Annotated in this window: 9 protein-coding genes; 6 read left to right on the plus strand and 3 right to left on the minus strand. The window is 64.7% G+C overall.

What is annotated here, in order from left to right; translation table 11 throughout:
* The first annotated feature begins 28 nt into the window (after positions 1 to 28).
* The 5 genes from P5P86_RS16760 to P5P86_RS20115 all read left to right on the plus strand — a co-directional run bounded on the left by P5P86_RS16760 (position 29) and on the right by P5P86_RS20115 (position 4807).
* Positions 29 to 1396, plus strand: a complete 1368-nt coding sequence (locus P5P86_RS16760; protein WP_280608588.1) for a DEAD/DEAH box helicase — start codon at positions 29 to 31, stop codon at positions 1394 to 1396.
* Between the two features lie 27 nt (positions 1397 to 1423).
* Positions 1424 to 1606, plus strand: coding sequence for a hypothetical protein (locus tag P5P86_RS16765; protein WP_280608589.1), 183 nt, complete (start codon positions 1424 to 1426; stop codon positions 1604 to 1606).
* Positions 1603 to 2070 (plus strand): hypothetical protein, encoded by a 468-nt coding sequence (locus P5P86_RS16770; RefSeq protein ID WP_280608590.1) that lies wholly within the window; start codon positions 1603 to 1605, stop codon positions 2068 to 2070. Before P5P86_RS16765 ends, P5P86_RS16770 begins: the two co-directional genes overlap by 4 nt.
* Positions 2034 to 4025, plus strand: a complete 1992-nt coding sequence (locus tag P5P86_RS16775) for a hypothetical protein (RefSeq protein WP_280608591.1) — start codon at positions 2034 to 2036, stop codon at positions 4023 to 4025. The genes P5P86_RS16770 and P5P86_RS16775 overlap by 37 nt, the downstream gene beginning before the upstream one ends.
* A 140-nt stretch (positions 4026 to 4165) precedes the next feature.
* Positions 4166 to 4807, plus strand: a complete 642-nt coding sequence (locus P5P86_RS20115) for a sce7726 family protein (RefSeq protein ID WP_446724909.1) — start codon at positions 4166 to 4168, stop codon at positions 4805 to 4807.
* Here the strand turns inward: P5P86_RS20115 and P5P86_RS16780 are convergent.
* Positions 4701 to 5684 carry a beta family protein gene (locus P5P86_RS16780; RefSeq protein ID WP_280611278.1) on the minus strand — a complete coding sequence of 328 codons (984 nt, stop codon included), beginning with the start codon at positions 5682 to 5684 and terminating at the stop codon, positions 4701 to 4703. The two genes, P5P86_RS20115 and P5P86_RS16780, sit on opposite strands and share 107 nt — an antisense overlap.
* A gap of 747 nt (positions 5685 to 6431) precedes the next feature.
* Here P5P86_RS16780 and P5P86_RS16785 point away from each other — a divergent pair.
* Positions 6432 to 7202, plus strand: coding sequence for a hypothetical protein (locus P5P86_RS16785; RefSeq protein ID WP_280608592.1), 771 nt, complete (start codon positions 6432 to 6434; stop codon positions 7200 to 7202).
* 2809 nt (positions 7203 to 10011) lie between these two features.
* Here P5P86_RS16785 and P5P86_RS16790 read toward each other — a convergent pair.
* Together P5P86_RS16790 and P5P86_RS16795 are read right to left on the minus strand one after the other, a co-directional pair.
* Complete coding sequence (locus P5P86_RS16790; RefSeq protein WP_280608593.1) at positions 10012 to 10278, minus strand: hypothetical protein; 267 nt, start codon at positions 10276 to 10278, stop codon at positions 10012 to 10014.
* 391 nt (positions 10279 to 10669) lie between these two features.
* Complete coding sequence (locus tag P5P86_RS16795) at positions 10670 to 12145, minus strand: MFS transporter (protein WP_280608594.1); 1476 nt, start codon at positions 12143 to 12145, stop codon at positions 10670 to 10672.
* Positions 12146 to 12249: the final 104 nt, after the last annotated feature.

Consider the following 12249-nt stretch of genomic DNA (forward strand, 5'->3'; position numbering starts at 1 on the left):
AGGGGGCAATCCCCGGAAAGGCAGTCGCATGACGACTCTGATGAATGATGCCGCTTTCACGCTCTCCGCGCCTCTCAAGGAGCACCAGCGCACGGGCGTTGACTGGTTGGTGAAACGCCCCCGCGCAGTGCTCGCGGACGATGTGGGCCTGGGCAAGACGGTCACCGCTCTCGGGCTGATCGCCGAGCTGGGAGTAACGGAGCAACTACCGCGCACACAGCACCAGCTTGCGCGGGTGCTGTGGCTTACCGAAGCGAACTTGATCGATCAGACTGCCGCGGAGATCCAACGGTTCCTGCCGTCGGCTTCTCTTCTCACCGGCAATGATCGGGAGTTGGGTGGGGGTGGCCGCGCTCAGCTCAAGTTGCAGGAGCGAGCGCGCACCGGCATCGACCTCCTTGTCCTGAGCCATGAGACGGCGCACAGTCGCCGGCAGTGGTTGAGCCGTTACGAGTTCGCGATGGTCGTCATCGATGAGGGCAGCAAGGTCCGCGGCGGTGGACCGTCGGCCACGACGATGGCAGCGCTCGCTCAGAGAGCCGGCCGAGCACTCCTGATGACGGCGACGCCCCTTGAGAACAACCCGGTCGAGCTGTGGCGCGTGCTGTCCGCTGCCGGCGTTGAGGGGCTGTGGCCGAAGGGCACCTTCGAGAAGCGCTTCGTGTGGTTCGGCCCTCCGTTCGTTGACAAGTGGGGACGGGAGCACCCTCAGCCTGAGGGGTGGCTGGAGCCGCGCGTCGGCGAGGTGCGGAAGCTGCTGAGCGAGACGGTGCTTCGCCGCACGGCCGATGACATCGGGCTGCCGCTCCCCCGCCTGGAACAAACGACCCGATGGGTGGGATTGACCGCGGCTCAGCGCAAGGCCTACGAGACGGCTCTCAACTCCGTGGGCCTGACGGGCTTCCAGCGGAAGCAGATGGCAGGGCTAATCGCGGACGGACAGAGCGCCCTGGTCGACGCACTGTCGGTTGAGCTCAGACTCCGAGGGGCCGATAGGCAGGCAGTCGTCTACTGCGAAACACTCGAGATGCTCGACCTAGTCGAGCAGGCCCTGCATCGAGACGAGATCTCCCTCGTTCGCGTTGAGGGCAAGGTCAAGGCCCCCGACCGCGCCGCGGCCGTCGAGCGGTTCCGGGCCGGAGATGCGCGTGTCTTCCTCGGAAGCAGCGTTCTTGAGCGGGGGCTCAACCTTCAGCACTGCAACCTGCTGATCAGCCTCGGAGCCTCCTGGAACCCCAAGCGCGAGCAGCAACGCGAGGGCCGTATCCGACGCATCGGGTCGCCCCATGACGTCTGCGAGCACCTGACCCTGCTCCCCGACACACCCCTCGTGCGCCAGCGCCAGATCGACGCGCTCAGCCGCAAGAGCCGCACCGCCGACGTCGTCGGCCTCTGACCACCCACCTGAGACAAGGACCCATCTATGAGCAGTGACTACGACTACGCCCGGATGCTGGCGGATCTCAACCGCCGGCTAGACGAAGCGTTCCCTCCCGAGACGTTCGAAGCGATCGAGCGAGCGCGGGAGTGCGAGAGCGACACGGAGCGCTATCAGGTGCTTCGCGACGAGTTCATCGGTGACAAGCGCGAGGGAGACATTCAGTGAGCCTTTGGAGCCACATCACCGGTGCCGTAGGGACGGCGACTAACGCCGTCGGCGGCGCTGTTGGTGAGGCGGAGAACGCCGCTCGCTTCGTTGCCCCCGGCAACGACGACAGCAAGATCGACTGGAACTTCAACGACTCTGCCGACAAGGTCGGCAACCAACTCTCGACCGGGTTCGAGAAGGTCGCCAGCACGCCCGGCATCAAGCAGGCGTTCTGGCTGACCGGCAAGGCGAACGAGTACCTCTCGACGCTCGAGGCGTATGGCGACCTGAACAGCAACGCCAGCCTCCACGACTTCTTCACGGGCGGCAACTACAGCTGGTCCTACGCGCATCGCCTCCAGCAGCAGCGCAACCTCAACGTTGGTCAGGGCTTCGCCCTGATGTTCGAGGACAAGCGCGGCGAGATCCTCAACGACCACGCTGGGTGGAGAACTCACGCACGGTCTTCGATCACGTGCTGACAACCCAAGCGTCGAGGGATGCGGCCAAGGCGGGCGAGGTCATTGCCGCCCAGGCCGAACGCGCCATCCCGCTCGAGCTTCGCAACCAGATCCACGGTGACGACATCGCCTTGGGGCTCGGGCAGAGCATCGAGGGGAAGTACATCTCGAAGTTCATCGACAGCGCGATGAACTTCCTCGCGACCAAGCCGACGGACCGCCTGGTCCGCCACCCCTATGCCAGCACCGTCTACCGGCAGACGCTTCGCCACTACCTCTCGTCGGTGGAGAGCGACGCCCTTACGCCGGAGGTTCTTGAGGCGGCGGAGGCCACCGCTCGGGGCGAGGCCACGCGGCAGGTGCGGAACTTGCTCTACAACATGGCCGACGAGCGGCAGATCAGTCATATGCTGCGCTTCGTCTCCCCGTTCTTCCAGGCCCAGGTCGAGGTGCTCGAGAAGTACGCGCACCTCGCGATGGAGAAGCCGGAGACGATGGCACGACTCGCCCAGCTCTACGTCGGGTCCCAGACCATGCCGAACCCGTTCTTCAAGGTCGTCGACCAAGACGGCAATCCGGCGAAGGGCTACAGCCCGGACAACCGTGTGGTCTTTCAGAACTTTGGGCCGCTCAAGAAGCTGTTCCCCTACGCGAGCTCCTTCACCATCCCGACGTCCTCGCTCGACGTGATCACCCAGGGCCAGAACCCGTTCATCCCTTCGACGGGCCCGCTGGTCACCGCCCCGCTCTCGGAGTTCCACTACCGCGAACGACCTGAGCTCTCGAACAGCGCCATCTACAGGTGGCTCTATCCGTACGGCCAGCCCCAGGGGAGCAACTTCCTTGAGCGTGCCGCGTCCTCGGTCGAGCCCGCGTGGGCACGTCGCCTCACCACGAGTGAGACGGAAAACCTCGATGATGCCGCCTTCGCCCGGCGAGCGGCACAGATCAGGGTGCAGATGCAGGTTGACTGGGAGAACGGCGGTCGTGTCGGTCCAGAACCGACCGACGAGAAGGCACTCGAGGCGACCAAGAACGAGTACCGACTTCGCGCCGCGTCTTCCCTGCTGCTACCGACTCCGGTGACCCCCCAATCGCCCTATCAGCCGCTCATCGACGCCTACCGGCAGTATGAGAAGAAGTACGGCGAGGCCGCGAGTGAGAAGTTCTACGACGACTTCGGGCCCGATGCGCTGCTGTTCGCCGGTGACGCGACCCACTCGGTCGGCGGCATGGCGCCGACGGTGGCAGCCAAGACGATGTACGACAGGTATCACGGCCTGATCGAGCAAGCTCCGTCGATGGTCGGTGTTCTCACCGGCTCCATCGGGTCGAACGACCCCGACTTCAGCCAGGCGGTGTACGACTGGCAGATGCGCACCCGCGTCTCGCCGCTGAGTAGCGACACCCTTCGAGAGCGTCAGTCTCCGAGCGAGCAGATGAACAGCGCGTACGTGAATCGCGGATGGGTGCAGTACAACAAGCTTCAGGACACGGTCACCAGCGCGTTGCGGACAGTGGCCGCTCAGGGCGGCAGTTCGTCGCTCTCCGCGTCGTCGAACGCCGTCGTTAGAGCATGGCGGAACAAGCAGTTGCAGGCGATCATGGCGTCCAACCCGGGATGGGAAGCGGCATACACCAGCGCCTCGAGCAACCTCGAGTCGGTGCTTCAGGATGCCTACCACGTGGCGTTCGATCCTCAGCTCGACAGTCGAGCGGACATCACTGGTCTGCGCTCGTACCTCATCGCTCGTGCCCAGGTGAGCGCCGTTCTCGATCAACGCGCCGCTGTGGGCGGCTCGCACACGCTGACGTACACCCCAGACGGCGCCCCGACTGGGCAGAACGCTGATGTCGGGACCGTTTGGCAGAACTACACCTCTGAGATGGTCGCCAAGAACCCCGCGTTCGCGCCGATCTACAACCGGTACTTCGAGCACGACGATCTGTCCGTCGTGATTCCGGCCGCGCGGTGAGTTCCTCTCACGCACAGGGTGCACAAGCCGTGCACTCAGCGGTGACGACAGATTTGAGATCGCTGGCACACCGCCACCCAGCCCGGCCGGCCCCAGTGTTCGTTGCTCAGGACCGCGCTGCCGTCCTTACACTGTCAGGCATGCGCGATGCGGACGTTAGGAGGGTTGTTCGGCGCAAGCTCGCCACCCAGCACCAGGACGAGCTCGAGGACACCCTCTTCGTGGAGGAACTGGGGCTATGTAACGCGGTTCGGGTAGATGTTGCCGTGGTAAACGGAGATTTCTCGGGATATGAGCTCAAGAGCGCTCGTGACACCCTAACGCGGCTTCCCGCTCAAGTAGCCGTTTACTCCAAGGTTCTCGATTACGCCACGCTTGTTGTAGCGGAGAATCATCTAAAGAACGCTCGTCGGATCGTTCGACCTTGGTGGGGCGTAGAGGTCGTTCGAGTACGCCAGGGAGTGGTGGTGCTCGAGGAGGCTCGAATCGCGAAGCCAAACCCCGGGGTCGATAAGTCTTCTCTCGTTCAACTTCTGTGGAAGGCAGAGGCGCTGGCCGTTCTCGAGCGTCTCGAACTTGACCGCGGCGTCCGATCGCGCCCACGCGATGCAGTGTGGTCGCGATTAGCCGACTCCTTGGAACTGGACGAGCTTCGCTTTGAGGTGCGTTCAGCCCTTAAGGCTCGCCGTGGGTGGCGAGACGGTCCAGAACGTGCAGGACGTGGTGAGACATTGCCGCGCGAAGGTACGTTGTCGCGTTTCCTGGCCCGTCGGATCCGTTAGCCACACTCGCGATGTAACTGTCACCTGCACTGAACGAATTTCCGCGGAAGTATGGCGATGCGGCGACGCCCTTGGCGAGGTCGATGTACTGCGGGCTCGGATCGTTGCGGCTCGCGCCGCGATGAACGCGCCAAACGTCAACGCAGGTGTACTTGATGTTGGGCACCGGCGTGTAGGGAACTCCTCCGTAGGAAGGTTGTCCGACGGCGAAGTCCCCGTACGTCGCGTCTCGGGGAAGACCGCGGGCGACGAGCGCGAGGTACGCCTCGCGGTCATCACGTGGAAACGGGTGCACAGAGGACTTCGGAGCCTGAGCGCCCATGTCCTCCGGGAACGCGGAAAATACCAGTACCAGGGAGCGCCACCGGTCGAGGTAAGGGAAGACGGCGAGGGCACCATTTACGGTCGCAACCCGCGCTGGGACGCTGTCACGGATCAGCGCGGCGTCGATGACAAGATCGCAATCCTCAGGGTCAAGGCCGTATAGGATCAGGAAGTCATCGACGTCCGACACGATGGCCTTTGGCGGGCTCATGATCAGATCCTCGGCGTCGACACGGAGCACAGCGCCCGTGTCCTGTCGCTCAAGCACGGTTTCGTAAATTTTGATCGACTCTACCGGCTCCTCCAGAAGAATGACAGGCGTTGCTTCGCGCCCCGCACCCTGGAGGTCCGCGAATATCTGATCTATTTCTTGCGCCCAGACCGGATCAGCCGCCCCATCAAGGTTCACCGGCTGGATCCAGATAGCTTCGCCAACGTACCAACGCTTTGCTATGTCCGGGCACTTGCTTGCCGCGGCAAGTTCGATCAGCGGAACGAAGTGATCCGAGAGCACGCCCTCGAGTGACTGAATCTCTCCAGCCTTGCCCTTCATCACGCATACATAGTCCGTCCCCGCAAGGGGCGCGCCAACGTTAACCATGCAACGAAAGTAGGACTGACCAAGGCTCGTTGTCAGGCGTTTGGCGACACCGATGTCACCTGGCCGCCACTTCCTTCGGGCGACGGACAGTCGGCGGATCGGTAAGAGCGATTATGTGCAGCTCGACGCGCCACCCCGACCGCCCAGGCCAAGGTCATCACCCGACTGCGCAAGGACTCGGCGTTCACCGAGACCGCCAGCGGCCGAGTCGGCACCACGGAGTGGGCCTCGTTCAGCATCCCGAGCGACCGCTGGTCGCGGCGGGCGTTAAGCGCTCCAGGAAGATGACGGCGGCCCAGAAGGCCTCCGCTGCCCAGCGGATGGGTTCGCTCAGAAAGCGTAGTTTAGATAATTGCGCTACTGGCGAGTATCGAGGCGTCTAGCATGAGCGGCAGACGCCGGTAGCGCCCCAGGAGGCCGTCTGTGTCCATGTTCGACGCCACTGCGCATGCGGGTCGCGCTAGGGCCCGCGCCGACCGTGACGCGCGCGCAGCGGCGCGCGCCGCAGCGGCGGTCGCCCCTCAGGCGGCCGCTCAGATGCCGCTGGCCGGGCTCGCACGCAAACGGCGGCGGGCGGCTGATGAACCGGCAGAGCCCGGCGCAGAGGCAGCGGCGCCAGCGGCCCCGGTCGAGGTGCCTGCTCCCGTGGAGGGGGCTCAGGTCGGAGGGGTGGCTGCGGACCACGCCCCAGTGCCCGCGGTGGTCAACGACGTCCATGTTCCGGTCGCAGGAGCTGAGGTCGCGGCTGAGGCAGAGCCGGCCGTAGAGGCAGCCCCCGCGCTGCCGCCGGAGGTGCTGGCCTGGCTCGGTGGACCGAAGCGCAACCAGTCCTACGCCCCCGATAGAAAGCGGGTCCACCGAATCGGGAAGGAGAAGCCAAACCACGCCTGCTGGAACTGGGCCCTGTGGGCGCTGAGCGACGTTGCCGGCGGGCCGTCTCGAGAGGACTTCTGGTCCTATGTGCTCAACCCGGCTGCACAGAAGGAACTACCGGCCACCATGGCGGGATTGTCCCAGGAGGTGGTCGGCGATCTGCGGGCACTCACCGGGCGCTTGAATGCAGCGGGGCTGGCCAGCCTGGTGCCTGCGGAAGAGCCGGCCGATGAGGCGACCCAAGCGCGAGCGCGGCCACTGATGAAGGAGATGTTCGTCAAGCTGGTCCAGCTCAATGGGTTCGAGGTCGTCGAGCCGGAGGCGGCCGCTGCAACCATCGTGTGCCAGTACGAGAAATCGGGCTATGCGAGCTTCCCCGATCACTTCTGGATCGAACTGGCTGGCGGTGTCGTAATCCAGACGGTCCCCGATCGTCCTCTGGAGGTGGGGAACGAGAGCACCAAGTGGCACAGTGCGGATGGACGGCTAGCGGAAAGCGCACCGGAGTACGAGGAGCTTCGCGTCCCGGTGGCGGCACTCAAAGCCCGACACATCGAGATCCTCACGGCGGCGAAGGTCGCGGCGGTGGGTGAGTGACGACTGGTCGGGCGGATTCTGTGGGTAGACCAGGGGCCAGCGGCGAGGCGGTCCTCGCTCTTCGCCCGAGCGACGCTTCCAGGTCCGGGCGCATCCCGTGTGCATGGCTCAGCTGCTTCTTCCGATGCGGCCTGACGGAGCGGGTCATGACGCGGGTCTCGGTCCGTGCTGCCGTCAGAGACGCCGGCGTGGGGCCCGGGGTGTCGGAGGTGCGAAGGTGAATGACAGAACCTCTTGCGATTTCGTCACCCACGTGACAAAGACCCGCAAGCAGTGGCCGTGGTTGGACGTTGCCCTATCGACGGCCGAGCCCCAGGTACAGCATTCTGACGTTTATTGGCGGCGAGCCGCGCTCGGGCCCTGCATCGTCGTCGTTTCGTCCGCACCGGGAGGGTCTTGCGCATGAAGTGGGGAAGGATCGCGCTGGTTGCGGTAGTCGGGATCGTGCTCCCGGTGGCACTTGGCGGAGCATTAGTACACACGGGCGTGCTCTTCGGTACGGAGCCAGTCCGCTATGGCCGGGCCCTAGTTGTCACCGCCGGCCTATGTGTGGCTGCGCTGACGCTCCGGGGCCATGTGAAAGGCGCAGGCGTCGACACCCTCGCTGCTGTCGTCGCGATCGCGACGGGACTCTATGGGCTGACAGGCATCGTCATGCCGACGACTCCTGACGGTGTACCTACGGCTACGTGTGCCGGGCGCCCAACGCAAGGCGCCGATTACCTGGCGGTTGTCCAGCCTCCGGGTCTGACGGCGCGCGCCGGTGCTACCACAGCAGCGAACCAAGTGGGTGAATTGGCAGCGGGGTGCACGGTCGGCCTCGATGGATTCTGCCCCGGTCGAGCAATCGGTGACATCTCGCTCGACAAGGCCCGAAAGGATTCGCGCTGGTTCCGCGTCAACACCTTAGATGGAGCGGCCGGCAGGCTGGCGAAAGTCCTATCCAACGCTGTGCCCGGTCCAGAATTCGTTGCAGGCGGGCGACTGGCTACACAGGTATCGACTGACACTGTCAAACTCCTTCCCGACAAATATTGCTTACTTCACAATGGCATCGAGCGCCCCGGGCCAGCTAGGGCTAGTTTCAAACTTCGGCACGGAGAGGTCGTCGCGAAGATGGAGGCAGATCGGACATTCGACTTTGGGTTTGCTTTGTTTATCCAGCATGGCTCAAGAATTGGAACTCCTTTCGTGCAATTGCACACCACAACCCAGTGGATGTCCGCCGAGGCAGCGTGGACAGGAGAGACGCTCAACGGAAGTTTGAGCCAGCCCACGATCGTGGAGGTGCTCGCGGTGCGATGTTGGGGAACAGGGGCTCCGGTCGAGGATGGCGCCACGCCTCCAGTCGGAGCGTTTGAGGTTGCGATGGATGGAGCGATCGAGAAGGCTGTCAATCCCCCTGTGCCGAGCGCCGCCGTTGTCCAGAGTGCCAGAGATGTTGCATGCCAGCAGGTAGACGCGTGAAAGTGCGTTCGAACGACTGTCAACAGAGTTGGGCCCGAGCGTGAGTTAGCTCTGCTAGACGTATTCAGAGATACTGACAATTATTCGCGCTCGCAACATCTACGCGATTGCGCTACGTTTCGCGAATTCAGGCGAGGGAGGCCCGCATGGCGCGAGACAAGCGACTCTGTACACGATGCGAATCTCGTATCGATGTTGAAGAGATCAGGATCGTAGTAGTCAATGAGTCCAACAGGTTTCGCACGTGCAGCTACTTCGTGTGCCGCGAGTGCCGTCAAGAAGTTCCGCTCGACGTATGGGTGCAAGCAATCCCGAAAGGCCGCATGAGGCCGACGATTGTCGTCGACCCGTCCGTAGTCCAGGCCGCTCAGGAACGGTTCGCTGGCTCGTCGCTGCTCAGGCCGCGGGGTGAGCAGCGGTAGATGGGTCCAGCAACGAAGAACACTAAGGAGTCACGGCTTCAGGCAATACGTGCCGGTGTGCACACTCATAGGATATGTAGTGCCGACTGCAGTCGTCCCACCGGGATCGATACCGGTCACGACCTGGGTGGGCGTACACACTCCGTCTTGCTGCGCCTTCTCGGTAAGCACCTCAACCTGTCCGACCAGTAACCGGAAACCCGGATCCTCATCGAAGTTGACGGAGCCCGCAGGCCCGACCGGACCGACGGGGCCGCGAAGCCCGGATCACCGGGTGTGCCCGCAGGGCCTGCCGGTCCAACTGCACCGTGCGGAGCCGGGTGCAGCCGCTGCAATGCGTACGCCCCTGCGAACCCGCACACTGCACAGAACAAGCCGACTGCGAGCAACTTGGTGAGCAGAACGCCTAGGCCTCGAGGCTTTGTGATTATAGGCGAAGGATGCACGCCCCGGTGCCTGGTTGGAGGGGAAACGAAAGGATTGATCCCACCTGCCTGGCGAAGAGTTCTGCATCAGCTCAGCCATCGCAGCCGAGCCAACGATCCAGCCACCGACGTAAAAAGGCAGACTAATAAGAGGGGGTGGGGCCGAGTTTTAAAACCGTGGGCTCAAGAGGGCTGTTGCACTAGGGGGTACCCCTCTGACGGGTGGGTGCCTGCCCACCCTGCCGGCCCCAGCTCGCTGGCTCGAGCGGAGCGAGCCTGGCGCATCTTCCCCGCGGACTGCGCGCTGCGCCGCATAGGGACTCGGATGCATGGCAGCGCTATGGCGTGCGCGCTGCGCGACGGTCCGATCGCCCGCGGGCACAGAGTCCGGTGGGCAGCCGTTCGTTCGGTGAGCCGCTTATGTTGTGCGGCTCGTGGCACGTACACGTGCAGAAGCGGCCCGCCCGCAGGCTGGGCCGCGCTGCCTGGGCTGAGTCAGCGTCGAGCGGTGAGTACCCACCACTCACTCCGGTGGAATCCGGTCTCGGGCTCGTCGGACGGCTGGTATGCCACAGGACGACGACGATAGTCGTCGAGGTTCACGTCCGGGAACCGCTCGGCGACGACGCGGCGGACCGTCGGGAGGTCCAGCATCAGCTCGCCGCGGCTGTAGAGCACCTGAATCCAGAGCTCGCCGGGTGCGCTCTGGGTAGCGGGCAGCTCCAGGACCCTAATGTCGGACGTTACGGCTGATGCGTTCATGGTTCCTCCTCGTCTGGGGACGGGCGCTCGCCCGATGACTCAAGGATACGACCAATCAGGGGTACTAGTAAAGAGGTTTTTGAGCAGATTCCTGTTGGCCACCTGAGCGACAACGCCAAATAGACGAACGTTCCCCTAGACCCCCCCGTCAATAAGGGGAACAGAGATGAGCTCGGATGACGCCCAACCGGGCCGACTGGCTGCTGCCACGCTCACGGAACTGGCGATCGAGCACCATCGAGGACGTGATGATCCGGCTGCTCATACTCAGCGGGTTGTAGGTTCAAGTCCTACATGGCGTACAGATCAGGCCCCTGACCTGCGGAAACGCGGTCAGGGGCCGAGCTGTTTGTCGGGGGCGCGTGCGGCGTGCACGCGCCCCCGACCCAGCTCACTCGCTCTCGTCGCCGACGAGCGTGCCGGCGGCCACCAGACCCATCTCCGGGTGGGGCGCGTCGTGGTCGGAGGTGGAGGGGCGCGTCCGCAGCGCGGGGATGAGCAGACCGGCGAACGCGGCGATCACCATCCCGACCGCCAGCATGGCGAACCCGGCGGTGTAGCCGGACTCCTTCGGGAAGCCGGAGGCGGTGACGTGCGAGGTCACCACGCTGGCCATCAGCGCCGATCCGATGCTGCCGCCGATGGTGCGGATGTTGGCGTTCATGCCCGAGGCGACGCCGGTCTGCTCGGGCGGTACGGCGGCGACGATCAGACCGGACATCGCCGAGAAGGCCGCCCCGATGCCGATCCCCAGCACGCCGGTGGCCACGTAGATCTCCCACTGCTGACCGTGCGCGAAGGCGATGATGAACAGGCCCACCGAGGCCACCGCGCAGCCGGCCACCACCAGCGCCTTGCCGCCGAAGCGGGCGGCCAGACCACCGGCGAGGATCGAGATGACGAACATCGTCACGGTGTTCGGCAGGAGCATCAGGCCCGAGTGGGTGATGCTGGCCTCGAAGCCGTAGCCGGCCTGCGCCGGGGACTGGACGAACTCCGGCAGGAACGCGAACGTGGCGTACATGCCGACGCCGACCAGCAGCGCGACGAGGTTGTTCGTCCAGACCGCCTTCTGACGCATCATGGCCATGTCGATCAGCGGCGCCGCGGAGCGCTGCTCCGCCACCACCCACAGCGCGGCGAGCACGACGGCGAGGACCAGCAGGCCGATCACCTTGAACGAACCCCAGCCCCAGTCCGGCGCCTCGCTCAGCGCCACCAGGAAGCACACCAGCCATGCGGAGAGCAGCAGCGCGGGCAGCCAGCTGATCCTGCCCTCGCTCCGCACCGGCGACTCGGGCACGAACAGCAGCGCGGCGACAGCGGCGATCGCTGTGAGGACCATCGGGATCCAGAACAGCCAGTGCCAGTTCAGCGAGCTGACGATCGGGCCGGCCAGGACGATGCCGAGTCCGGCACCCACGGCGGTGAGGGAGGCGATGATGCCGACCGCTCCGGTGACCTTCTCGCGCGGGAACTCATCGCGGATGATGCCGAACGAGAGCGGCAGCACGCCACCACCGACGCCCTGGATCACCCGGGCCACGATCATCAGCGGCAAGGATCCCGCCAGCGCGGCGAGCAGGGAGCCCACCGCCAGCGCGCCGAGCGTCGCGACGAACACCTTCTCCTTGCCGATCATGTCGCCGAGACGACCCATGATCGGGGTGAAGATGGAGGCCGAGAGCAGGTAGGCGGTCATCACCCAGGTGACCGAGCTCTGCGAGGCGTGCAGCTCCGCACCGACGGTCGCGAGGACCGGCGTGACCAGCGACTGGAGCAGCGCGTACGCCGCGACGCCGAGCGCCAGCACGGCGAAGGTGACTTGGTAGTGCGCGCGGCTCGATGCCGGTGACGCCGATGACATGGTGACCTCTCGGGACGGATGGTTGGCTGCGCCAGCACTGTAGAGTAAAAGTGGAGCCAGTTTCCGTTTATGTGGCGAGAACCACGTGCCCCGTGCCTCCACGG

This window comes from Nocardioides sp. BP30, assembly GCF_029873215.1.
Taxonomy (GTDB): domain Bacteria; phylum Actinomycetota; class Actinomycetes; order Propionibacteriales; family Nocardioidaceae; genus Nocardioides.

Excerpts from the sequence above, each read along its gene's own strand:
- P5P86_RS16760 (WP_280608588.1), top strand. The coding sequence starts at position 29 with ATGACGACTCTGATGAATGATGCCGCTTTCACGCTCTCCGCGCCTCTC.
- P5P86_RS16765 (WP_280608589.1), top strand. The coding sequence starts at position 1,424 with ATGAGCAGTGACTACGACTACGCCCGGATGCTGGCGGATCTCAACCGC.
- P5P86_RS20115 (WP_446724909.1), top strand. The coding sequence starts at position 4,166 with ATGCGCGATGCGGACGTTAGGAGGGTTGTTCGGCGCAAGCTCGCCACC.
- P5P86_RS16780 (WP_280611278.1), bottom strand. The coding sequence starts at position 5,684 with ATGAAGGGCAAGGCTGGAGAGATTCAGTCACTCGAGGGCGTGCTCTCG.
- P5P86_RS16790 (WP_280608593.1), bottom strand. The coding sequence starts at position 10,278 with ATGAACGCATCAGCCGTAACGTCCGACATTAGGGTCCTGGAGCTGCCC.
- P5P86_RS16795 (WP_280608594.1), bottom strand. The coding sequence starts at position 12,145 with ATGTCATCGGCGTCACCGGCATCGAGCCGCGCGCACTACCAAGTCACC.